This window comes from Oryzihumus sp. JJN4-3R, from assembly GCF_057747915.1.
Genome location: NZ_CM173229.1, coordinates 1,483,439 through 1,506,261, shown reverse-complemented (window position 1 = coordinate 1,506,261; position 22,823 = coordinate 1,483,439). Strand labels below are relative to the sequence as shown.

Here is a 22,823-nt window from a genome sequence, read left to right as displayed (position 1 = left end):
CCCTGCCCTCCGTGTCGGTCAGCCTCGGGCTGCCCTGACGCCCCACGGGAGCGACGCCTCGCCGAGCCGGGTGAGCAGGTCCTCCACCGGCTCCGGCTCACCGACGTGGTGACCCTGGGCGTGGTCGATGCCCAGGTCGCGGACCATGTCGAGGATCCGCTCGTCCTCGACGTACTCCGCGACGGTCTCCTTGCCCAGCCCGTGGGCAAGGCTGACGATCGACTGGAGGATCACGCGGTCGACGGGGTTGGTGGGGGAGTCCGCGACGAACTCCCCGTCGATCTTGATGAAGTCGAAGACGAGGTGCTTGAGGTACTGGAAGGACCCGAAGCCCGCACCGAAGTCGTCGAGGGCGAACCGGAACCCCATCGCCTGCACCTCCCGGGCGAACTGCACGGCTGACTCCAGGTCGGCCACCGCCACGGTCTCGGTGATCTCCAGGACCAGCCCCGCCGGGTCGAACGGGCGCTGGCTCAGGTGGCGCAGCAGGTCGGCGATGATCATCTGGTCGCCGACCGAGTGACCGGACAGGTTGACCTGGACGCGGAAACCGGGGTCGATCCGTTGCGCCTGCTCCAGGACGCGGGTCGCGTGCTCGAGGACCCACCGGTCCACCTTCTGGATCAGGCCGGCGCGCTCGGCGGCGGGGATGAACTGCCCCGGGGCCAGCGGCCGCCCGTGCTCGTCGAGCATCCGGACCAGCAGCTCGGCGCCGCTGACGGTGCCGGTGCGCAGGTCGAGGATCGGCTGGGCGTACAGCACGAACCCGTCGTTCTCCAGGGCCACCGACAGGCGCTCCACCCACGCCAGGCGCCCCGCGGTGCCGGGGTGCTCGGCGTCGTGGGGGTTGAACACGGTGTAGCGGTCGCGCCCGGCCTCCTTGGCGTCGTACATCGCCATGTCGGCGCCGCTGAGCAGCTCGCTGGCGCTCACCGTGGCGTCGTCCACCAGCACGACCCCGATGCTCGTGGTGACCCGGCGCACCCGGTCGCCGGCCCGCACGCTGACCTTCTCCCGGACGAGCTGCACGAGGTCCCCGGCCACCGCCTGCGCCGCCTGGCGGTCGGCGTCGGGCAGCAGCAGTGCGAACTCGTCACCGCCGAGGCGGGCGACCAGGTCGCCGCTGCGCGCCCGCGCCCGCAGCGCCGCGCCCATCGCGACGATGAGCTGGTCCCCGGCGAGGTGTCCGAGGGTGTCGTTGATCTGCTTGAAGTGGTCCAGGTCGAGCACCATGAGCGCCCCGGTCGGCCCGGTCTGCCGGCACCGCTCCATGTGGGCGGTGAGCGCGGCGTCGAACTGCCGCCGGTTGGCCAGGTCGGTGAGCGGGTCGTGGTCGGCGAGGTAGGCCAGCTGCTCCTCGTAGCGGTGCCGCTCGGAGATGTCGACGATGTTGAACAGCACCGACTCCGGGGAGCCGTCGGGCGCGCGCAGCACGGCCCCGGCGATGGAGACGCGGATGAGCGGGCCGCCGCCCGGGCGGGGGAGGTACATCTCCAGCTCCATCCGCCCCGACTCCGACTCCAGCAGGGCGTCCAGGACGCCTTCGGGGACCTCGCTGTCGGCGGGACGGAAGGTCTCCAGGGCCCGGCCCACCATGTCCTGCATCGGGGTGCCGAGCATCTGGCTCAGGGCCGGGTTGACCTGCAGGACCGTGCCGTCGAGGCCCACGAGCGCGGCGCCGTGCGGGGCCTCGGCGAAGATCCGCTCGAACCGCTCCCGGGCCTGGCGCTCGGAGTCCTCGCGGGCGCGGTCCGCGGTGACGTCCCACGCCACGACCAGGGCCTCCGGCTCGCCGTCCCGCGGTGGCAGCGGCGTGGCCACGATCTGCAGGATGCTGCCGGCATGGGTGGAACGGATCTCCGCCTCCCCCTCCCGCCCGGCGAGGGCGCCCCGCAGCACGGGCTCGAGGAGCGCGACGTTCTCGGCGTTGGACGTCTCCTGCAGGGACCTGCCCACGGCATCCTGCATGCCCTGCCGGGCCAGGCCGATCCCGGCCGCCAGCCGGTAGCGCAGGTCCGGCCCGACCACGAGCACCGAGGCGTCGGGGATGTGGTTGAGCAGGATCCGCCACCGCTGCTCGGACTCGCGCAAGGCGCGCAGCGCCTGCTGCTCCACGGTGACGTCGACGGCCACCCCCATCCAGCCCACCTGGGTGCCGGACCCGTCATACATGCCCGTGAGGGTGAGGCGGACGGTGTAGCGGTGCCCGTTGCGGTGGACGTAGGTCCACAGCCGGGTGTCGGAGCCGTCCCGCTTGGCGCGGTGGACGACGACCTCGCCCCGGTCGACGCCGTCCTCGGCGGCCACCCGGTCCAGCTCGTCGGGGTCGTGCCAGATCTCGGGGGTCTTCAGGCCGACGACCTCCTCGGCCTTCCAGCCGAGCATGCGCTCGGAGCCCTCGTTGAAGAAGGTGATGCGGCCCTCGAGGTCGCTGGCCACGATGGCGTGCTCCGTGGCGGCCCGCAGGATGCCGTCGAGGTTGCTGGACACCCGCTCCTGCCGGCTGCGCTCGTGCTCGAGGCGGCCGACCACCTGCTGGATGACCGGGCAGATGAGGAACACGACCATGACCCACAGCAGCGCCCGGCGCCAGTCGCTGGTCGGGTAGCGGCTGCCGCCGATCACGAGGACGGGCAGCAGGAGCACGAGGATCGTGGCGCCGCCGGCGGCGAGGAGCTGCCGCCGGGTGCCGTAGAGCGCGATCCACAGGGTGGGCAGGGCCAGTAGGGGGACGACCGGAGCCGACGTGTTGCCGGCGTCGCGCAGCACCGCGATGACGGCGAAGAACGCCAGTGGCGCGACCCCGTCGTGCCAGCCCGGCGCCGGCCGCCGTGCGGCGTGCACCGCCCAGGCGATCACGAGCGCCAGCAGGCCGAAGGCGATGAGCACGTGCCTGCCGTCGACGCCCCGCGGCGGTGCCGCCAGCGCGACGATCGCCGCGCCCGCCACGATGGCGAACGGGACGACTGCGGCAGGAGGCGGGCGGCGCACCTTGTGAGTATCGCGGTCGGGAGCCCTCACTGAGGGTGGTTTGCGCGGTATGCCGTGTGGTCGGGACCGCTCGTGCGCGTCACCCATGCGCCGTGGTCCGGTCGGGGACGCGGCTGAGGGGCGGGTCCTCGCGGACCCGCCCCTCAGCCGGGGTGGCCGACGTGCCGCTGATGCCCGGCGGCCGGCCCGACGGGCGCTGCCGCTCAGCGTCCGGAGTGGTGGTGGCCCTCACGGTGGGACCCGTGGTGGCTGCGGCTGTCACGACCGTCGCGACTGCCCTGGTGCTGGGTGCGGGCGGCGTCGTGCCTGTCCCGGCTGTCGTGGGCGGGCGCCCAGTTCTTGCCGTTGTGCCAGGCGGCCGAGTGAGCCTGGCCGTCATGGTGGTCGGTGCCCCCCTTCCGGACGATCGTGACCGCGGGCTGGCTGTGCTCGGTGGTGTCGCCGTCCTTGGTCTCAGCGGAGTCGCCGGCCTTGCTCTCGGCGGAGTCGCCGTCCTTGGTCTCGGCGGAGTCGCCGTCCGTGGCCTCCGTGGCGTCATCGTCCTTGGCCTCGGTCGACTGCTCGTCGGTGGCGCCGGAGGAGTCCCCGGAGCCGGCGCGGGCGGCCTCGGCGGCCGCATCCGCCGCCTTGACCGCCGTCGTGGCGGCCATGACCTGGGTGAGGGCGGCCTGTGCCGTGGCCTCGTCGCCGGCGCGGACCGCCTCGAAGAGCGCGGCGATGGCCGTGCGCAGCTGCTGCCGGGCGGCCACCTGGTCCGCGGTCAGCGGTGCGTCGTGCTCGCCGAGCTCGTGTGAGGCGACGGTCTGGCCGAGGCTGCCCTGGGCCGGGACGGGGGAGGCGCTCGCGGTGCCGATGCTGCCGGCGGCGAAGGCGACCGCGAGGGCGCCTGCCGTGAGCAGGGTGCGGGTGGAGGCCTTGCGTGTCGTAGTCATGAGTCCTTCCCAATCGTGAGTTCGGACATCTCCCCCGGCTTGCTCCCAACGTAGGAGGGTGCGGTTCGGTGACAGGTCGGCGGCGGTTAAGGCCTCGGTCAAGGAATGGTCTGCGCCCTGCTGCGCGCCCGGCCCCGGCGACCTAGCATGGGGTCCCCTGAGCACGCCACCGGACGCGCCTTCGGCGCGAGGAGGGGGTCGACCGTGATGGCGCCACAGGCCCGCGCAGGCATCCGATGAGCTCCTTCGGACAGGGCGCCGCCGAGGCCGAGCTCGAGCGGGAGATGATCCAGCAGCTGTGGGAGCGCAGCCGGGTCCGCCTCCTTGCGCAGGTCGACCGCCTCGAGGAGGCGCTGCACGCGGTGGTCGAGCGGCGCCTGGACCCCGGCGCCCAGCGCGACGCCGAGCGCACCGCCCACCAGATCGCCGGAGCCGCCGGGACCTTCGGCTACCCGCGGGCCACCGAGATCGCCCGCGAGTTCGAGCGGATGTTCGCCGGGCCGGTGGAGGAGCTCCCCTCGCGGGCCCTCACGGCGGCCCGACACCTGGACTCCCTGCGCCAGGAGCTCGAGGCGCCTGCGGCCGCGACAGGGGAGGTCTCTCCCTCGCGGGCCACAGGCCGGCTCCTGGTCGCCCACGCCGACGAGGCCCGAGCGCGCGCCCTGGTCGGGGAGGCGGAGTCCCGGGGGCTGCGCTGCCGGGTCGTCACCGACGTCGCATCGGCTCGCCGGGCGGTCCACGAGGGGCGGCTCGACGTGGTCCTGATCGACTCCGAGATCACCGGGGAGGACGCGCTCGGCCTCCTGCGCGACGTCGCCATGCACCTGCCCGAGGCCGACGCCCTCGTGCTGGCCGAGAAGCCGATGGGGGAGGCCGAGGAGCTCCGCGGCACCGGTGCGGGCGGGCTGGTCGACCGGGTCAAGCCGGTGCCGGAGGTCATCGACGTCGTCGTCGAGGCCCTGCGGCGGCGGGAGCTGGGCCAGCACCGGATCCTCGCTGTCGACGACGACCCGCTGATCCTCGACGTCCTCACCCACCTGTTCGACCGTGCGGGCCTGCCGGTGACGACGGTGCAGGACCCGCTGACCTTCTGGGACGCCATGGACGCGGCGGTGCCCGACCTGGTGCTGCTCGACCTGGACATGCCGGCGGTGACCGGCTTCGAGCTGTGCCGGCTGCTGCGCGCGGACCCGCGCTTCGAGTCGCTGCCGATCATCGTGCTCACCAGCAGCCTCCAGCAGGCCGCCGTCGAGGAGGTCTTCGCAGCAGGGGCCGACGACTACGTCACCAAGCCGGTCGTGGCGGCCGAGCTACTGGCCCGCGTGACCGGCCGGCTGGAGCGGCTGCGGCTGCAGCGCCGGCTGGCCGAGACCGACCCGCTGACCGGGCTGGCGAACCGGCGCAAGTTCATCCGCGACCTCGCGCGGCTGCGGGCCAGTGCGGCCAGGAGCGGGCGGCCGCTCTCCTTCGCCCTGCTCGACCTCGACGAGTTCGAGCAGATCAACCAGCAGCACGGGCACACGGTCGGCGACGTGGTCCTCGAACGCCTCGGCGCCCTGCTGCGGCGCAGCTTCCGCGCCGACGACCTGATCTCCCGCTGGGGCGGCGAGGAGATCGCGCTGGCGCTCTACGGCATGTCCCGGGAGGACGCGATCGCCCGGGTGGGCCGGGCTCTCGAGGAGTGCCGGCAGGCGGCGTTCGTCGGCAGCGACGGCCAGAAGATCGCGGTCACCTTCAGTGCCGGCGTGGCCGAGTTCGGGCCGGACGGCGAGGACCTGGCCTCGGTCTACCGCAGCGCCGACAACGCGCTGCGCGAGGCCAAGGCCCGCGGCCGCGACCGCGTCCTGCCCTGACCTTGCACACCGGCAAGGGTGCGCGCGCGCCGCGCGTCCCGGGCACGCGTATGCCGGGTGCCCGCCTCCCGCGGCGGCCACCCGGCATACCGGCGTGGGGTCAGCCGGTGTGGTTGGCGAGCGCCACGAGGACGCCGGCCGTCGCGAAGTAGCGGTTCGAGCCGAGGTCGCGCACGGTCTTGATGCCGAACGCGGCCTCGAGCTTCTCGGCGTCGGCGTCGGTGACGCCGGCCAGGGCTGAGACGGGGGCGTCGAGGATCTCGGCGAGGGACTTGTCCTCCCACGCCTTGTCGAGCGCCTTGGACAGGTTCACGGAGACAGCCATGGTCGTCCCTTCGGTCGAGGTGCGGTGCCCACCCGCAGCCACTGTCCGGTGGGCCCGTGCTCGCCGCCTCCTGCGGCTGGACTACGTCGTCGCTCGGGGCCGGTCGGGACGCCATCCGATCACCTAGGGTGGGGCGCATGCCGCTCGACTACCCGATCGCCGAATGCACGCTGGACAACGGCCTGCGCGTCATCGTCAGCGAGGACCACACCGTCCCCAACGTCACGGTGAACCTGTGGGTCAACGTGGGCTCCCGCCACGAGGTCGAGGGCCGCACCGGCTTCGCGCACCTCTTCGAGCACCTGATGTTCCAGGGCTCGCGCCACGTCGCCAGCGGTGAGCACTTCAGCCGGCTGATGGCCGAGGGGGGCCGGCTCAACGCCACCACGTGGTTCGACCGGACCAACTACTTCGAGACGGTGCCCAAGGGCGCCTACGAGCTCGCGCTGTGGATGGAGGCCGACCGGCACGGGCACCTGCTCGACGCGGTCAACCAGGCCAACCTCGACAACCAACGTGACGTGGTCAAGGAGGAGAAGCGCCAGCGCTACGACAACGTGCCCTACGGCAACGCCCTGATCGACATCTACGCCGCCGTCTTCCCCAAGGGCCACCCCTACCACCACGCGACCATCGGCTCGATGGACGACCTCGACGCGGCCAGCCTGGAGGACGTCCACGCGTTCTTCCGGCGCTACTACGGCCCGAACAACACCGTGCTGACCCTGGTCGGCGACCTCACCGCCGAGGAGGGGTTCGCCGCGGCCGAGCGCTACTTCGGGGACCTGCCGGCCAGCGCCGAGGCGCCCCGCGGACCGGTCGACGCGCTGGAGCCGCTGAGCGAGCCGGTGCGCGACGAGCACGTCGAGGCCGTCCCCAGCGACCGGCTGCACATCGCCTTCCGCCTCCCGGTCGACGACACCCCTGAGTTCTTCGCCGCCTCCCTCGCGATGGACGTCGTCGGCGGCCTGGCCACGTCACGGCTGCACCAGCGCCTGGTCCGCCGCGAGCAGTCGGCCCACGGTGTCTGGGCCCACGCGATGGGCTTCGTCGACGGTGTCTCGCTCGGCTTCCTCGGCCTCGACGTCGTCGACGGGCACGAGCCCGACGACGTGGAGCAGGCGGTGTGCGAGGAGCTCGCCCGCCTCGGGGCCGACGGCCCGACCGCCGTCGAGATGGAGTCCGCCCTCGCCCAGGCAGAGCGGTCCTGGCTCTCGGCGCTGGCCAGCCAGGAGGAGCGGGCTGACCACATCAGCCACCGGGCGATGCTGCAGGGCGACCCGGCCTACATCAACACGTTCCTGGACCGGCTCGGCGAGGTGACCGCCGAGCAGGTGCAGCAGGTCGCCGCGACGTGGCTCAACCCCGATGCCCGCGTCGTCGTCGCCTACCTCAAGCAGGACCGCGAAGGAGCCTCTGCATGACCTCCGTGACCGACCGCCCGTCCGTCATCCCGCCCCAGCCGTGGGCCTTCCCCGACGCCGGGCGGACCACGCTGGACAACGGCCTGGACCTGGTGACCTACGACGTCCCGGGGCAGTACGTCATCTCGCTGCGGCTGGCCGTGCCGCTGCCGCTGGCGCTGGAGCCGCGCGGCCGCGAGGGCCTGGCCACGATCATGGCCCGCACCCTGGACGAGGGCACCCGGCAGCACTCGGCCGAGGAGTTCGCCGAGCTGATGGAGCGCAAGGGCATCGCCCTCGGCGCCGGCATGGGCGAGGCCGGCCTGACCGTCGAGATGGAGGTCTCCAAGCGGCACCTCGGCGAGGCACTCGACCTGTTCAGCCAGGCGGTGCGCGAGCCGGTCTTCCCCGAGTCCGAGGTGACCCGCCACGTGCGCACCCGGCTGGCCGAGATCGACCAGGAGCACGCCAACCCCACCCAGCGCGCCGCGCTGGAGCTGATCAGCACCTACTTCGTGGCGGGGGAGCGGGCCTCGCTGCCCACCGCCGGGACGCGCGAGACCGTCAAGGACATCACCCGGGAGGACCTGGCGGCCTTCCACGCCGCCCACGTGGCCCCCGGCGGCAGCACCCTGGTCGTGGCCGGGGACCTGTCCGACCTCGACGTGCGCGCGCAGGTCGAGGCGGCCCTGGGGGGTTGGATGGGGCAGGCGGCCGTGACCGAGCCGGTGGCCTCGGCCCGCGCCGGGGACGCCGCGCGCATCGTCTTCGTCGACCGGCCGGGTGCGGTGCAGACCGAGCTCTCGGTCGCCTGCGCCGGGCCGGACCGTCGCGAGGAGGGTGGCTGGGCGCCGTTCCCGGTGCTCAGCTTCGTCATCGGCGGCTCGCCGAACGCCCGCATCGACGCGGTGCTGCGCGAGGAGAAGGGCTTCACCTACGGCATCCGCTCCGGCTTCCGCCCGCGCCGCAAGGGCGGGCTCTTCCTCACCGGCGGCTCGGTGCGCGCCGACTCCACCGTGGAGGCGCTCGGGCTGTTGCTGGACATCCTCGACGGCGGCCGTGACGGCTTCACCGAGGACGAGACCCGGGCCGGGGTCGACTTCATCGGCAAGACCGCTCCCGGGCGCTACGCCACCGCCGACGCCGTCGCCGACGAGGCGGCCACCATGGCGCTGGAGGGGCTGACCACCGAGTTCACCACCGCCAACCTGCTCGACCTGGCCACCGTCGACGCGGCCCGGATCGGCGAGGCCTACCGGCGCCACGTGACCGGTGACTGGACGGTCGTCGTCGTGGGGGATGCCTCCGCCCACGCCGAGGGGGTGCGGGGGCTCGGCCGCGGGGACGTCACGGTCGTCCAGGCCTGAGCGCGCGGCGACCACCCGGCATACACGGCGAAGGCCCGGCCACCCGCGAGGGTGACCGGGCCTTCGGGTTGTCCCGGGTCAGGCGGTGGCGGCCAGGAGCGCGTCCTCGAGCACCTGAAGGCCCTCGAGCAGCAGCTCGTCGCTGATCACCAGCGGCGGGAGCAGCCGGATGATGTTGCCGAAGGTGCCGCAGGTCAGGATGACCACGCCCTGCTCGTGGCAGGCCTTGGCGACCTTGGCGGTCAGCTCGGCGTCGGGCTCGGTGGTGCCGGGGCGGACGAACTCGACGGCCAGCATGCCGCCGCGGCCGCGGATGTCGCCGATCGCCGGCACCTTGTCCGCGATGGTGCGCAGCCGCTCGGTGGCGATGGTCTCGATCCGCTTGGCGGCGCCGATCAGGTCCTCCGAGCGCATCGTCTCGATGGCGCCGAGGGCACCGGCGCAGGCGACCGGGTTGCCGCCGTAGGTGCCGCCCAGGCCACCCGCGTGGACGGTGTCCATCATCTCGGCGCGGCCGGTCACGGCGGCCAGCGGCAGGCCGCCGGCGATGCCCTTGGCGGTCGTGACCAGGTCGGGCACGACGCCCTCGTGGTCGCTGGCGAACCACGCGCCGGTGCGGGCGAAGCCGGTCTGCACCTCGTCGCAGATGAAGACGATCCCGTTGTCGTTGCACCACTTCTGCAGCGCGGGCAGGAAGCCCGGGGCCGGCACGATGAAGCCGCCCTCGCCCTGGATCGGCTCGATGATCAGCGCCGCGACCTGGTCGGCGCCGACCTGCTTCTCGGCGGCGAGGATCGCCCGGGCGGCGGCCTGCTCGCCGGTCATGCCCTCGGGGTCACGGAACGGGTAGGAGGTCGGCACGCGGTAGATGTCGGAGGCGAACGGCCCGAAGCCCTTCTTGTAGGGCATCGCCTTGGCGGTCAGCGCCATCGTCAGGTTGGTGCGGCCGTGGTAGGCGTGGTCCACCGCGACGACGGCGTTGCGGCCGGTGGCGTAGCGGGCCACCTTGATGGCGTTCTCGACGGCCTCGGCGCCGGAGTTGAACAGCGCCGACTTCTTGGCGTGGTCGCCCGGGGTCAGCTCGGCGAGGGCCTCGCACACGGCGACGTACTCCTCGTAGGGGCTGATCATGAAGCAGGTGTGCGTGAAGTCGGCGACCTGCTGCGTGACGCCCTCGACGACCCGCGGGGCGGCGTTGCCGACGCTGGTCACGGCGATGCCGGAGCCGAGGTCGATGAGGAGGTTGCCGTCGACGTCCTCGATGACGCCGCCGCCGGCGCGCTGGACGTAGACCGGCAACGTCGAGCTCACGCCCGCGGACACGACCGCGGAGCGGCGCGCCGCCAGCTCCTGCGACTTCGGCCCGGGCAGGGCGGTGCGCAGCTCGCGACGCTGGGGCAGGGTGCTGGTGGTCTCGGACACGGGGACTCCTGAGGTGCGGGGGATGCTGCTGCCCCCATCCTCGCCCATCAGCCCCCGCACGCGGTATGCCGGGCCGCGGTGTCCGCGGCGCGGCCTGCCTGTCGCAGGCCCAGGCCGCCGGTCCGGGGCGGCGGGGGATCAGGCGAGGCGGCGGAGCACCTCGTCGTGCAGCAGCCCGTTGGTGGCGACGGCGTTGCCGCCCCAGGGGCCGTCCTGCCCGTCGAGGGAGGTGAACCGTCCGCCGGCCTCGGTGACGATGGGGACCAGGGCCGCCATGTCGTGCACGGCGAGCTCGGGCTCGGCGGCGATGTCGACCGCGCCCTCGGCCACGAGCATGTAGGACCAGAAGTCGCCGTACGCGCGGGTGCGCCAGCACTCGTCGGTGAGGTCGAGGAACTGCTCGCGTCGGCCGATCTCGCGCCAGCCGGTGAGGCTGGAGTAGGACAAGGACGCGTGGGACAGGTCGCCGACCCCGGAGACGTGGATCCGCCGGGCCGAGGACAGGCTGCGCCCGGTCCAGGCGCCGGAGCCGGTCGCGGCCCACCAGCGGCGGTTCAGCGCCGGCGCGGAGACAAGGCCCAGCACCGGCTGGCCCTCGTCGACCAGGGAGATGAGGGTGGCCCAGACGGGCACCCCGCGGACGAAGTTCTTGGTGCCGTCGATCGGGTCGATGACCCAGCGGCGGGGCCCGTGCCCGGTCGTCTCGAACTCCTCGCCCTCCACGGCGTCGCGCGGCCGGGTGCGCTTGAGCTGGTGGCGCACCATCTCCTCGGCGGCCCGGTCGGCGTCGGTCACGGGCGTGAGGTCGGGCTTGGACTCGACGACGAGGTCCTCGGCCCGGAAGCGCTCCATCGTCACCCGCTCGACAGCATCGCCAAGCACGTGCGCGAGGCGCAGGTCGTCGTCATAGGTCGGCACGCGGGTCACGCTAGCGTCCGGCGGGTCAACCGGCGCGGCCGACGTGGCCCGGCACCGTCAGCGAGGCGCCCGGGGCACCACCGAGCTGGACGTTCGTGCCCCATCCGGGCGCCCGGCAAGGGCACGAACGTCCAGCTCGCGGGTGGGGCTACGCCCGTGCGGTGGTGTCCGGCTCCCCGGACTCGGAGCCGCTGCGGGCGCGCAGCAGCCGGCGCAGCGACTCCAGCCGGGAGCGTCCGGCGGGCCCGGCGTGGCCCTCGGCCACCCAGGCGTCGAGCGCGCACTCCTCCTCGTCGTGCGTGCAGCCACGGGGGCAGCCCTCGGTGCCTGGTGCCAGGTCGTGGAAGTGGTCGATGACCTTGGTCAGGTCGACGTGGGCCAGGCCGAACGAGCGCACGCCGGGCGTGTCGACCACCCAGCCGTCGCCGGCGGGCAGGGCCAGGGCGACCGCCGAGGTCGAGGTGTGCCGCCCGCGACCGGTCACGACGTTGACATCACCGGTGGCGCGGTCGGTGCCCGGCACCAGTGCGTTGACGAGAGTGGACTTGCCGACGCCGGAGTGCCCGACGAAGACGCTGACCCGCCCGGCAAGCCTCTCCCGCAACGGGTCCAGCCCGGTCAGCTCCCCGGTGGTGGCCTCCTGCGACGTCACGACGTAGGGCACCTCCAGGGGGGCGTAGTTGGCGAGGAAGTCCGAGGGGTCGGCGAGGTCGGCCTTGGTCAGGACCAGCAGGGGCTGGAGGCCGGCGGCATAGGCGGCCACCAGGCAGCGGTCGATGAGGCGGGGCCGGGGCTCGGGGTTGACCAGCGCCGAGACGACGACGAGCTGGTCGGCGTTGGCGACGATCACCCGCTCCACCGGGTCGCTGTCGTCGGCGGTGCGACGCAGCACCGAGCGGCGGTCCTCCTGGCGCACGATTCGGGCGAGCGCGTCCGGCGAACCGGACGTGTCACCGACGAGGCCGACCCGGTCGCCGACGACGATGCCCTTGCGGCCGAGCTCGCGGGCCTTCATCGCCGTGACCATGTGGTCCTCGACGAGCACCGTGTAGCGCCCACGGTCGACCGCCACGACGAAGCCCAGCACCGCGTCGGCGTGCGCCGGGCGGTCCTTGGAGCGCGGGCGGGAACCGCGGCGGTTGGGCCTGATCCGGACGTGGCTCTCGTCGTAGTCCCCGGCCGAGATCCGCCGCGACCGTGGGCTCACGCGCGGCCCGACCCGGCAGCGCCGGCGACGACCCCGGGGGTGACCTCGAGGCCGATCATCCGGGACCAGCGGTCGGTGAAGCCGGGCAGCGTCTTGTCGGTCGTGGCGACGTTCTCGATCACCAGGTCGGGCACGCGCAGCCCCAGCACCGCGGCGGCCATGGCCATCCGGTGGTCGTCGTAGGTGCGGAACAGCCCGCCGTGCAGGGGGCGGGGCACGATCCGCAGCCCGTCCTCGGTCTCGGTCACCGACCCGCCCAGGGCGTTGATCTCGGCGGCCAGCGCCGCCAGCCGGTCGGTCTCGTGCCCGCGAAGGTGCGCGATGCCGCGCAGCCACGAGGGGGAGTCGGCGAGGGCCGCCACGGCCGCGACCACCGGGGCCAGCTCGCCGGCGTCGTGCAGGTCCACGTCGAGGCCGTTGACCGAGTCCGAGCCGGTCACGGTCAGCCCGGAGCGGTCCAGGGTCACGTCGGCGCCCATCGCGTCGAAGATGTCGCGCAGCGCGTCGCCGGCCTGGGTCGTGTGCTGGGGCCAGCCCGGCACGTGCACGGTGCCGCCGGTGACGACGGCGGCGGCGAGGAACGGCCCGGCATTGGACAGGTCGGGCTCGACCTGGACCTCGAGGGAGTTGATCTCCGAGGGCTCCACGCGCCAGGTGTCGACCTCGTCGTCGTCGACCACGACCCCGGCGTCGCGCAGGACCTCGACCGTCATCCGGATGTGCGGCTCGCTCGGCACCGGCGTGCCGTCGTGGTGCACCGTCACGCCCTGCTCGAAGCGTGCGCCGGCCAGCAGCAGCGCCGAGACGAACTGCGAGCTCTCGGAGGCATCCAGCGTCACCGAGCCACCCGGCATACGGCCGGATCCGTTGACGGAGAACGGAAGCCGGCCGCGGCCGTCGTCGGAGATGGAGGCCCCCAGCGTGCGCAGGGCGTCGATCACCGGGGCCATCGGCCGCTCCCGCGCGCGCTCGTCCCCGTCGAAGGAGACCGCCCCGGAGGCCAGCGCCGCCACCGGCGGCAGGAACCGCATCACCGTGCCCGCGAGCCCGCAGTCGACCGCGGCCGGCCCGGTCAGCGTCGCCGGCGTGATGATCCAGTCCGCCGACTCCTCGTCGTCGCCGGGGAAGTCCTCCACGACGGCGCCCAGCGAGCGCAGCGCCTCGGCCATCAGCAGGGTGTCCCGGGAGCGCAGGGGGCGCCGTAGTCGTGACGTGCCGTTGGCCAGCGCCGCGAGGACGAGGAACCGGTTGGTGAGCGACTTGCTGCCCGGGAGGGCGACGGTCGCGTTGACCGGTCCGGTGACGTGCAGGGCGGGCCAGTTGGCGGGCCCGGGGGCCGGCCGATGAGCGGGGTCGTTCACTGTCTTCCGTTCGCGAGGGGGTGGGGTCAGGTGAGCGCGTCGTGTGCCTGGCTTGCCGCGAGCTTGGCCTCGCGGCGCGCGGAGCGGGCGGTGTGGCGGGCCGCGCGGCGGGCCGACCGCGTGGTCAGCGAGGCCGCGCGGGCGGTGTCCTTGGCCGCGCGCCGTGCCCGCCAGGACAGGCCCGGCTTGCCGGCCGTGTCGACGCTGGCCAGCAGCAGGCCGCCGAGCATGCTGACGTTCTTGAGGAAGTGCGTGCGCTGCTGCGCCCGCACTGCCGGGTCCTGCTCGGACCAGAACGGGTGCCCGGCATAGGTGGTCGGCACGAGGCTGCCGGCCAGGACCAGCGCCGCCAGCCGGGGCACACGGCCCAGGGCGAGCAGGCCACCGGCGGCGACCTGCGCGGCGCCGTTGGCGCGCACCAGCAGTTCGGGGTCGTTGGGCAGGCCGAGCGGCTGGGCGATCGCGTTGACGACCGGCGCGGCCTTCTCCGCCCGGGCGCCCGGGTGCCGCAGCGCGTCGAGGCCGCCCTGGATGAACATGGCAGCGAGCATCGGGCGGGCGATCCGGCGAACTGCGGTCATCGTCTCTCCTCGGGCACCTCGGTCGTGGGTCCTGCCGGGGTCCACCGTAGTTGCTCGCGAAGCGCCGTGCCCTCCTGACCGGCGACACCTAGGCTGGCCGCCATGTGCGGGCGATACGCGGCGAGCTCACGACCGGAGGACCTCGTCGAGGAGTTCGAGGTCGAGGAGGACCGCACGGGCGAGCCCGCGCGCAGCGTCATGGCCCGCCCGCAGGACCCGCCGCCGCGCACCCCGGACTACAACATGGCGCCCACCAAGCAGGCCTCCGTCGTGCTCACCCGGGTGCCGCGGGAGAAGGCGGACGAGGAGTATGCCGAGCCGCCGGCTCCCGTGCGCCAGCTGCGGTTGCTCACGTGGGGCCTGGTGCCCAGCTGGGCCAAGGACGTCAAGGTGGGGCAGCGGATGGCCAACGCCCGTGCCGAGAGCGTGCTGGAGAAGCCGTCCTTCGCCCGAGCCGCGAAGGCCCGGCGCTGCCTCATCCCGGCGGACGGCTACTACGAGTGGCAGATCAGCCCCACGGCCACGGACGCCAAGGGGAAGCCGCGCAAGCAGCCGTTCTTCATCCACCGCGCCGACGGGCACCCGCTGGCGATCGCGGGGCTCTACGAGTTCTGGCGGGACAAGGGCATCGAGGACAGCGAGAACCCCGACGCCTGGCTGACGACGTTCACCATCATCACCACCGACGCCGACCCCGGGCTGGACCGCATCCACGACCGGCAGCCGCTCATCCTCGAGCCGCAGGACTGGTCCCGCTGGCTGGACCCGACCCTGACCGACGTCGACACCGTGCGTGAGCTGCTGGAGTTCCACCAGCCCGGTCGCCTGGACGCCTACCCGATCAGCACCGCCGTCAACGTCACCCGCAACAACGGCCCGGACCTGCTGCGCCCGGTCGGCCGGGAGCAGCTGGTGGGCGTCGTCGACCCGGTCACGGGCGAGGTCATCGGCGGATGAGCCCGGCCCGCCCGAGTGCCAGGTCCAGCGTCCGGGAGGTCGCGACCCCCGTCGGCCCGGCGCGGGTCCACCTCACCCGCCCGCCGGGCGCCATCGGCACGCTCGTGCTCGGCCACGGCGCAGGCGGTGGCGTCGAGGCGCCGGACCTGCTCGCCCTGACCGCGCTCGCCGAGGACGGCTGGCTCGTCGCCCGGGTCGAGCAGCCCTGGCGCGTCGCCGGGCGCCGGATCGCCACCCCGCCCCCGCAGCTCGACCTCGCCTGGACCGCCGTCCTCGCTGCGCTCACCCGGGGCCGCGGGAAGGTCCCGCACCCGGTCGTCGTCGGTGGGCGCAGCGCCGGCGCCCGGGTCGCCTGCCGCACCGCGGAGGCGGTCGGCGCCGACGCCGTGCTCGCGCTGTCCTTCCCGCTGCACCCGCCCGGCCGGCCGGAGAAGTCGCGGGCCCACGAGGCGCTGGAGGCGACCCGCGCCGGGAAGCCGCTGCTCGTCATCCAGGGGCGGACCGACGCCTTCGGCTCCCCGGAGGAGGTGCGTGCCGCGCTGGGGGAGGACTCCGCGGTCGTCGCCGTCGCCGGACCCCATGCCTTCGCCAAGGGCGCACCGGGGGTGCTCGACGCCGCCCGGGCGTGGCTGGCCACGCTCGCGTCCTGAGCAGGGGCGGCGGAGGCCGCACCGCAGGTGGGTGGCGGCCACACCCCGGGGAATGCGGGGCGCTCGGGCAGGCGTTGACAGTGGCGACCTCGACGACAAGGAGACCGCCCCGTGTTGCTCACCGAGCTGGCACCCGTCACCGACGGGCCGCAGCTGGGTCTGGGGTCGGGCAGCGAGCGCCCGGCCCGGTCCTCAGCCACCCCCGCACTAGGCTGGGGGACGATGACTGATCACCAGCAACCCTCCGCGGCCCGCGCGACGACCGATCCGGTCGACGTCGACGCCGAGACCCCGGCGGAGCGTGCGGCCCGGTTCGAGGCCGAGGCGATGCCGTTCCTGGACCAGCTCTACAGCGCGGCGCTGCGCACCACCCGCAACCCCACCGACGCCGAGGACCTCGTCCAGGAGACCTTCGCGAAGGCCTTCGCGGCCTTCCACCAGTACAAGCCGGGCACCAACCTCAAGGCCTGGCTGTACCGCATCCTCACGAACACCTACATCAACAGCTACCGCAAGAAGCAGCGCGAGCCGCTGCAGTCCGACGCCGCCGAGGTCGAGGACTACCAGCTCGCGCGCGCGGAGTCCCACACCTCCAGCGGCCTGCGCTCGGCCGAGACCGAGGCCCTCGACCACCTGCCGGACAGCGACGTCAAGCGCGCCCTGCAGGAGATCCCCGAGGACTTCCGTCTGGCCGTCTACCTTGCCGACGTCGAGGGCTTCGCCTACAAGGAGATCGCAGAGATCATGGACACTCCGATCGGCACGGTCATGTCGCGCCTGCACCGTGGCCGTCGCCAGCTGCGTGAGCTGCTCACCGACTACGCCCTCGAGCGTGGGTTCGTGCGCGAGGAGGCGACGTCATGAGCTGTGGCAACCACCACGACACGGACTGCTCCGAGGTCCTGCTCAAGGTCTACGACTACCTCGACGGCGAGATGGGCCCGGAGGACTGCGCCAAGATCAAGCAGCACCTCGAGGAGTGCGGGCCGTGCCTGCAGGAGTACGACCTGGACCAGATGCTCAAGGCGCTGATCCGTCGCTCCTGCGCCTGCGAGCAGGCCCCCACCGAGCTGCGCACCCAGATCATGGCCCGTATCACGACCGTCCGGGTCGAGCTGACGGACTGAGCTCCCGGCCCGCCCACCGCGGGCCCGGCGGTGGCGGCTCCGGCGACCGGCCGGCATACGCACGAAGCCCCCTCACCTGCGGGTGAGGGGGCTTCGACGTGTGTGCTACGCGGCTCAGGCGTTGGGCTTGCGGCCGTGGTTGGCGGCGTTGCCCTTGCGGGAGCGGCGCTTGCGGGCGCGCTTGCTCATGTCAGCTCCAAATCTGGGTACGGCTAACGCGCCCGTCGGGGCGCGTCCGGGGCTATTCTCGCATATGCCGGACATGGGGGTGTACCGGCCTCGACAGCCCGGGCTCGACGGATAGTCGCCTGCGTGGCAAAATGACGTAAATCGACCTTAATGGGGGTAAACGCACGTAAGGCCGGGGGTTCTTTCACCATGCCCACTCCGTGGGCGTATGGGGATGGTCAGGGTCTGGGATTCGAGCTCGATTCGCTGACAGAGTCGGTCTCAGAACGAAGGACGCCTTCACCGGCGGACATCGTTTCGGCCCGAGCCGAGAAAGCTTCACCCCCACACCCCTGCGTGCAGTACCTCCGGAAGGGATTCGCCATGAAGACCATCGCCAAGGTTCTCGAGTCCATGCTCACCAAGGACGCCACCCAGTCCTGGGGCGGCCAGCCGACCATGCCGGCCCCGGAGCAGACCTGGTGGTGGGGCGGCGGCATCGCCGAGGAGACCGACATCATCCTCTGAGTACGTCAAAGGCACTACGTTTGGGTGCCATGGCACAGACACGGAGGCGCTCCCCGAGGCCGGGGGGCGCCTCCGTCTCCATGTGGCTGTACATCTGCGCGGTCGTGGTCACCGCGATCGTGCTCTCGGCCATCTGCTGGTGGAGGTTCCCGGTCGGGAAGGGCGCGGGCGTCTCACTGCTCGTGCTGTTCCTCATGGGAGTGGCGTCCTCGCGCTGGCGCGAGGAGGACATCGGAGCCAGGATCGGCTTCTCGTTCACCAGCATCATCCTGCTCGCGTCCGTCGCCCTCGTCGGGCCGGCCGGCGCCTCCCTGGTGGGGCTGGCCTCTCCCGCGCTGGAGCTGCGCCGGGCTCGTTGGGACGTGCGGCTGTTCAACACCGCGATGATGTCGATCATCGGCTCGCTGGGCGGCGTCGCCTACCGGCTGGCCGGTGGCCCCGTCGACGTGGGCTCCCTGGGCAGCGCGTGGGACCTGGTCCTTCGGGTGGGCGTGCCGCTGATGGTGGCCGACGTCTGCCAGTGCCTGATCAACGCCTTGGTCCTGGGCGGGGTCGTGGGCCTGTCCCAGGGCATCCCGATGCGCCGCTTCGTGCCGGGCATGCTCGGCTCGTCCGGGCCGGCCTACATCGGCTACGGCGTCATCGGCTACCTGTTCGTCATCCTCTGGATCCCGGCCGAGGTGGGCCCGTTCTCCGCCGTCCTCGTGCTCGCCCCGCTGTTCGTCGCCCGGTGGGCCTTCGGGCAGTACGGCGACGAGCAGCGCGCCCACGAGCGCACCCTCAGCGCGCTGGTCACCGCGGTGGAGACCAAGGACCCGTTCACCCGGGGCCACAGCGAGCGGATCGCCCAGCTCTGCGAGCTCATCGCCGGAGCGCTCTCCCTGGGGCAGCGGCGCACCGAGGCCCTGCGCTACGCCGGGATGCTGCACGACATCGGCAAGCTGGGCATCCCGGCCCGGCTGCTGCACAAGAGCGCCGAGCTGACCGACGACGAGCTCGCCGTCGTCGCCATGCATCCCGTCCGGGGAGTGGAGATGGTCCGCGAGATCGACTTCCTCCACGAGTCGGTCGACGGCATCCTGCACCACCACGAGCGCTTCGACGGCCTGGGCTACCCGCAGGGCCTGAGCGGCACGGAGATCCCCGAGTTCGCCCGGATCATCGCGGTGGCGGACGCCTTCGACTCCCTGACCACGGCCCGTCCCGGGCGCGCGGCTGCCTCGGCGGAGGATGCCATGGCGGTGCTGCGGGCCCGGGCCGGCAGCCACCTCGACCCGTCCATCGTCGCGGCGCTGGAGCGGGCCCTGTCCCGGCACGAGTGGCAGGTCACCAGCGCCGAACCGGAGTCCTGGGGTCCGGTCGGCGGTTCCTACGACCACGACGACCCGGCCGAGAGCGACCGCCTGGCCATGCGCTCCGACCTGGTGCACGGGCAGGCCGGGTCGGCCGACCGGGAGGTGCGGGCATGAGGACCCGGGCCCGGCTCCTCGACATCGAGGGGCTCATGGGCATGGTGGGCGCAGCGCTCGTCGTGGTCTCGATGGGACTGACGGTGCAGCGCTGGGGGGCCGAGGGCCTGCCCAACCTGCCGGTCGTGCTGTCGTTCGTCGCGGCCATCGCCCTGGGTGAGCTGTTGCGGATCGGCCTGCCGGGCAGCCGCGAGACCGTGCCGATGGCCTCGGCGGCCGCGCTGGCCTTCGCGATCACCACCGAGGCGCCCCGGGGGGTCCCCGCGCTGTTCTCGGCGCCGGTGGTCGTGGCCGCCACAGCCGTGGCGATGACCATGGGCATCGTCCCCCACCTCGTGAGGGGGCGGACGATCCGCCTGTCGGACCTGACCAACCGGCTGCTCACCGTGGCCGTGGCAGCGGTGCTGTTCCGCGAGGTCCGGCCCTGGCACGGGCGCTCCCTGGCGGAGGAGGCCACGTCGATCGTCGGCCAGCGGTGGCTGGTGGCCGTCGTCATGCTGCTCGTCACCCTCGTCGCGCTCGGGGTCGAGACGACGCTCGCGGCCGCCGCCCGTGCCGCTCGTGACCACGCTCGGTTTCCTCGTGTCCTCGCCGACGAGCTGCGGGCAGCCTTCGGCCTCAGCGCGGCGCTGGCCACGACCGGTGCGCTCATCGCGCTGGCCGAGCGACCGCTGGGTGTCACCGCGATCCCGCTGTTCCTCTTCCCGCTGGTGCTGACGCAGTTCGCCGTCCGGCGCTACGCCGCCATCCGCACGACCTACCGGCAGACGATCCGCTCGCTCTCGCGGCTGACCGAGCTCGCGGGGTACACCGAGCCGGGCCACGCCCTGCGCGTGGCGTCCCTGTCGGTGGCCATGGGCAGGGATATGGGCATGAGCGAGCGCGACAACCTCGACCTGGAGTACGCAGCCCTGCTGCACGACATCGGCCAGGTCGCCCTCAAGGACCCGATCCCCGGCGGGGCGACCGTGATGGCGGCGCCGGCCGACCAGCGGCGCATCGCCGACGACGGCGCGCAGATCGTGCGCCAGACCGGCGTGCTCGACAACGTCGCCCGGATCCTCGAGGCACAGACGACGCCGTTCCGCCAGGTGCGCGAGTTCGGGGAGGACCTGCCGCTCTCGAGCCGGATCATCAAGGTCGTCAACGCCTACGACGACCTCGTGGGGGACAGTGCGGACGCCGGTCGGCACGCGGCGGCGATCGAGCGGATCCACCTCGGCCTGGGCTACGAGTACGACCCCCGCGTGGTCGACTCGCTCGCGCGCGTCCTCGGCCGCGGCCTCCACTGAGGTCGGGAGCGGACGCACGAAACGGCCCGGATCTGCCTGTCCTTCGGGCTGATCCGGGCCGTCTCGTGCGTCTGGTCGGGGACCGTCAGTGCGTGAGCTGCGGCAGCTCGCTCACCTTGGGGTCACCGGCGTCGGCGAAGTAGTCGCCCTTGATCGTGGCGTCAGCGCCGTCGGCCACGCGCAGCGCCCGCAGCACCAGGGTGGCCACGGCCGCGACGACGATGTTGAGGACGAACGCCGTGAAGGCGATGTAGCCCATCTGGGCGATGATGTCGACGTTGAAGATCGACATCGGCGCCACCGAGCCGCCGAAGTGCGGTGTGGCCGGCGACGGGATGTTGTACGCCGTCCACGTGCCGTAGACCATCGCCACCGCCCAGCCGGCCAGCAGCGCCCACCGGTGGAACCACCGGGTGTAGAGGCCGAAGACCACGGCGGGGAAGGTCTGCAGGATCCAGATTCCGCCCAGGAGCTGGAAGTTGATGGCGTTCTGCTTGTCCATGGTCAGGACGAAGATCAGCGCCACGAACTTCACCGCCAGCGAGACGAGCTTGCTGACCTTGGTCTCCTGCTCGTGGCTGGCGTTGGGACGCAACCACTCGCGATACACGTTGCGCGTGAACAGGTTTGCCGCCGCGATCGACATGATCGCCGCGGGGACCAGCGCGCCGACGGCGATCGCCGCGAAGGCGATGCCGGCGAACCACGACGGGAAGGAGTCCTCGAACAGCTGGGGGATGACCAGCTGCGGGTTGGGCTTGCCGTCCAGGCCCAGGGGCTTGGTGCCGGCCGCGATGGCCACCCAGCCGAGCAGCGCGAGCAGTGCAAGGACGAAGGAGTAGGCCGGCAGGATCGAGGCGTTGCGGCGAATCGTGTTGCGGGACTTGGAGGAGAGCACGCCGGTGATGGAGTGCGGGTACATGAACAGCGCCAGCGCCGAGCCGAGCGAGAGCGTCGCGTAGGCCCAGAACTGCTTGTCGTTGGGGATGAACACCCCCGGCTTGCCCGTGGCCGGGTTGGGCTTGGCCATCTTGGTCTGGGCCGCGTCGAAGATGTGGCTCCAGCCGCCGAACTTCGAGGGCAGGTAGATCACGGCGACGATGATGACCAGGTAGATCAGGGTGTCCTTGACGAACGCGATGATCGCCGGGGCGCGCAGGCCGCTGGAGTAGGTGTAGGCCGCCAGCACCGCGAACGCGATGAGCAGCGGCAGGTCCTTGGCCAGCGTGTTGCCCGACCCGCCCAGGCCGCACACCTCGAGCACCGCCTGGATGCCGACGAGCTGCAGCGCGATGTAGGGCATCGTCGCGAGGATGCCGGTGAGCGCCACCGCGAGGGAGAGCCCGCGCGAGCCGTAGCGGCCGCGCACGAAGTCGGCCGAGGTCACGTAGCCGTGGCGGTGGCTGACCGACCACAGCCGGGCGAGGAACACGAAGATGATCGGGTAGAGCACGATCGTGTAGGGAACGGCGAAGAAGCCGGTCACCGCACCGGTCGCGAACATCGCCGCCGGCACCGCGACGAACGTGTATGCCGTGTAGAGGTCGCCTCCCAGCAGGAACCAGGTGACCCACGTGCCGAAGCCGCGGCCGCCCAGGCCCCACTCGTCGAGGCTGGACATGTTCTTCGGCCGGTGCCAGCGGGTCGCCATGAAGCCCATGACGGTCACCGCGAGGAACACGATGATCAGCACGGTCAGGGCGACGCCGTTGACGCCGGTGTTCGGCGCGGACGCCGTGGCCAGGGCCGGGGTCACACGGGTCATCGGCGGGCCTCCTCACGCTGGTCGGTCATCGGCCGGTGCGGCCGCGCCACGAGCACGATGCGGTACGCGGCGTAGGTGCAGGCCGAGGTGAGGAAGACCCACAACAGCTGGTACCAGATGAAGAACGGGAAGCCGGCCAGCTCGGGCCCGGACTTGGCATAGCTCGACACCCACATGAGCGCCACGATCGGCGCGGCCACGAGGATGCCGGCGACAACCAGCAGCCCCGTCCTGGCCGGGGGTGTGGAGCGGTGGATCTCGTCGTGATCCATGGACACCTCCACAGCAGTGTTCGACTGCGGGGGTTGCAGCCGCGGACGCACCGTACTCTCGCGGATCGGTCAGGTGTGGGACGTGTGTGTCCGAAATGCGGTGTCCGAAATGTCGCGAAGGTGTCCTGCGCTCGCCGCGGCGCGGCCGTAGGGGCCGCCGGACCTGAGAGCGGGGGCTTCGGTGGGGCGCGAATTAGCGGCGAGGAGAACGGTTTCCAAGGCCCGGGCAGGGCTG

At 72.7% G+C, this 22,823-nt stretch carries 21 protein-coding genes; 10 read left to right on the top strand and 11 right to left on the bottom strand.

The window, feature by feature from the left end:
• Nucleotides 1–18: 18 nt before the first annotated feature.
• Nucleotides 19–2,991, bottom strand: a complete 2,973-nt coding sequence (locus tag AC3ANM_RS06815) for a sensor domain-containing protein (RefSeq protein ID WP_488287385.1) — start codon at nucleotides 2,989–2,991, stop codon at nucleotides 19–21.
• Nucleotides 2,992–3,194: 203 nt separating this feature from the next.
• A complete protein-coding gene (locus AC3ANM_RS06810) occupies nucleotides 3,195–3,923 on the bottom strand; it encodes a hypothetical protein (RefSeq protein ID WP_488287384.1) in 729 nt (242 codons plus the stop codon).
• 236 nt (nucleotides 3,924–4,159) lie between these two features.
• On the opposite strand from AC3ANM_RS06810, the gene AC3ANM_RS06805 reads away from it, so the two are divergent.
• Entirely contained in the window at nucleotides 4,160–5,776 is a 1,617-nt protein-coding gene (locus AC3ANM_RS06805) for a diguanylate cyclase (RefSeq protein WP_488287383.1), read from the top strand.
• A 100-nt stretch (nucleotides 5,777–5,876) separates the two neighbouring features.
• Here the strand turns inward: AC3ANM_RS06805 and AC3ANM_RS06800 are convergent, their stop codons facing one another.
• Nucleotides 5,877–6,101: a hypothetical protein gene (locus AC3ANM_RS06800; RefSeq protein WP_488287382.1), complete on the bottom strand. Its 225-nt coding sequence runs from the start codon at nucleotides 6,099–6,101 to the stop codon at nucleotides 5,877–5,879.
• Nucleotides 6,102–6,238: 137 nt separating this feature from the next.
• Between AC3ANM_RS06800 and AC3ANM_RS06795 the strand changes: the two genes are divergently transcribed.
• Together AC3ANM_RS06795 and AC3ANM_RS06790 are read left to right on the top strand one after the other, a co-directional pair.
• Nucleotides 6,239–7,525, top strand: coding sequence for a M16 family metallopeptidase (locus AC3ANM_RS06795; protein WP_488287381.1), 1,287 nt, complete (start codon nucleotides 6,239–6,241; stop codon nucleotides 7,523–7,525).
• Nucleotides 7,522–8,871 (top strand): M16 family metallopeptidase, encoded by a 1,350-nt coding sequence (locus AC3ANM_RS06790; protein ID WP_488287380.1) that lies wholly within the window; start codon nucleotides 7,522–7,524, stop codon nucleotides 8,869–8,871. Before AC3ANM_RS06795 ends, AC3ANM_RS06790 begins: the two co-directional genes overlap by 4 nt.
• Nucleotides 8,872–8,949: 78 nt before the next feature.
• Here AC3ANM_RS06790 and gabT read toward each other — a convergent pair whose 3' ends face one another.
• From gabT to AC3ANM_RS06765, 5 genes are all read right to left on the bottom strand, one after another.
• Entirely contained in the window at nucleotides 8,950–10,293 is a 1,344-nt protein-coding gene (gene gabT, locus AC3ANM_RS06785; RefSeq protein ID WP_488287379.1) for a 4-aminobutyrate--2-oxoglutarate transaminase, read from the bottom strand.
• A 138-nt stretch (nucleotides 10,294–10,431) separates the two neighbouring features.
• Nucleotides 10,432–11,211 carry a histidinol-phosphatase gene (gene hisN / locus AC3ANM_RS06780; protein WP_488287378.1) on the bottom strand — a complete coding sequence of 260 codons (780 nt, stop codon included), beginning with the start codon at nucleotides 11,209–11,211 and terminating at the stop codon, nucleotides 10,432–10,434.
• A 148-nt stretch (nucleotides 11,212–11,359) separates the two neighbouring features.
• Nucleotides 11,360–12,418, bottom strand: a complete 1,059-nt coding sequence (rsgA, locus tag AC3ANM_RS06775) for a ribosome small subunit-dependent GTPase A (RefSeq protein ID WP_488287377.1) — start codon at nucleotides 12,416–12,418, stop codon at nucleotides 11,360–11,362.
• Nucleotides 12,415–13,779 carry a 3-phosphoshikimate 1-carboxyvinyltransferase gene (gene aroA, locus AC3ANM_RS06770; protein WP_488287376.1) on the bottom strand — a complete coding sequence of 455 codons (1,365 nt, stop codon included), beginning with the start codon at nucleotides 13,777–13,779 and terminating at the stop codon, nucleotides 12,415–12,417. The genes rsgA and aroA overlap by 4 nt, the downstream gene beginning before the upstream one ends.
• Nucleotides 13,780–13,805: 26 nt before the next feature.
• Entirely contained in the window at nucleotides 13,806–14,360 is a 555-nt protein-coding gene (locus AC3ANM_RS06765) for a DoxX family protein (RefSeq protein WP_488287375.1), read from the bottom strand.
• Between the two features lie 102 nt (nucleotides 14,361–14,462).
• Between AC3ANM_RS06765 and AC3ANM_RS06760 the strand changes: the two genes are divergently transcribed.
• The 4 genes from AC3ANM_RS06760 to rsrA all read left to right on the top strand — a co-directional run bounded on the left by AC3ANM_RS06760 (nucleotide 14,463) and on the right by rsrA (nucleotide 17,094).
• On the top strand, nucleotides 14,463–15,317 hold the full coding sequence (locus tag AC3ANM_RS06760) for an SOS response-associated peptidase (protein ID WP_488287374.1): 855 nt from the start codon (nucleotides 14,463–14,465) through the stop codon (nucleotides 15,315–15,317).
• Nucleotides 15,314–15,967, top strand: coding sequence for an alpha/beta hydrolase family protein (locus tag AC3ANM_RS06755; protein ID WP_488287373.1), 654 nt, complete (start codon nucleotides 15,314–15,316; stop codon nucleotides 15,965–15,967). Before AC3ANM_RS06760 ends, AC3ANM_RS06755 begins: the two co-directional genes overlap by 4 nt.
• A gap of 222 nt (nucleotides 15,968–16,189) precedes the next feature.
• Entirely contained in the window at nucleotides 16,190–16,831 is a 642-nt protein-coding gene (locus AC3ANM_RS06750) for a sigma-70 family RNA polymerase sigma factor (protein WP_488287372.1), read from the top strand.
• A complete protein-coding gene (gene rsrA / locus AC3ANM_RS06745) occupies nucleotides 16,828–17,094 on the top strand; it encodes a mycothiol system anti-sigma-R factor (protein WP_488287371.1) in 267 nt (88 codons plus the stop codon). Before AC3ANM_RS06750 ends, rsrA begins: the two co-directional genes overlap by 4 nt.
• A 114-nt stretch (nucleotides 17,095–17,208) precedes the next feature.
• Here the strand turns inward: rsrA and AC3ANM_RS06740 are convergent, their stop codons facing one another.
• Nucleotides 17,209–17,283 (bottom strand): 50S ribosomal protein bL37, encoded by a 75-nt coding sequence (locus AC3ANM_RS06740; RefSeq protein ID WP_369791897.1) that lies wholly within the window; start codon nucleotides 17,281–17,283, stop codon nucleotides 17,209–17,211.
• Between the two features lie 363 nt (nucleotides 17,284–17,646).
• Here AC3ANM_RS06740 and AC3ANM_RS06735 point away from each other — a divergent pair, with 363 nt between their 5' ends.
• The 3 genes from AC3ANM_RS06735 (at nucleotide 17,647) to AC3ANM_RS06725 (ending at nucleotide 20,551) form a co-directional block, all read left to right on the top strand.
• Nucleotides 17,647–17,790, top strand: coding sequence for a hypothetical protein (locus AC3ANM_RS06735; protein ID WP_488287370.1), 144 nt, complete (start codon nucleotides 17,647–17,649; stop codon nucleotides 17,788–17,790).
• Nucleotides 17,791–17,870: 80 nt separating this feature from the next.
• Nucleotides 17,871–19,259, top strand: a complete 1,389-nt coding sequence (locus AC3ANM_RS06730) for an HD-GYP domain-containing protein (RefSeq protein WP_488287369.1) — start codon at nucleotides 17,871–17,873, stop codon at nucleotides 19,257–19,259.
• Nucleotides 19,256–20,551, top strand: a complete 1,296-nt coding sequence (locus AC3ANM_RS06725; RefSeq protein WP_488287368.1) for an HD-GYP domain-containing protein — start codon at nucleotides 19,256–19,258, stop codon at nucleotides 20,549–20,551. The genes AC3ANM_RS06730 and AC3ANM_RS06725 overlap by 4 nt, the downstream gene beginning before the upstream one ends.
• Before the next feature lie 85 nt (nucleotides 20,552–20,636).
• Here AC3ANM_RS06725 and mctP read toward each other — a convergent pair whose 3' ends face one another.
• Both mctP and AC3ANM_RS06715 read right to left on the bottom strand, forming a co-directional pair.
• Nucleotides 20,637–22,316: a monocarboxylate uptake permease MctP gene (mctP, locus tag AC3ANM_RS06720; RefSeq protein WP_488287367.1), complete on the bottom strand. Its 1,680-nt coding sequence runs from the start codon at nucleotides 22,314–22,316 to the stop codon at nucleotides 20,637–20,639.
• Nucleotides 22,313–22,588, bottom strand: a complete 276-nt coding sequence (locus AC3ANM_RS06715) for a DUF3311 domain-containing protein (RefSeq protein WP_488287366.1) — start codon at nucleotides 22,586–22,588, stop codon at nucleotides 22,313–22,315. The genes mctP and AC3ANM_RS06715 overlap by 4 nt, the downstream gene beginning before the upstream one ends.
• Between the last annotated feature and the right edge of the window lie 235 nt (nucleotides 22,589–22,823).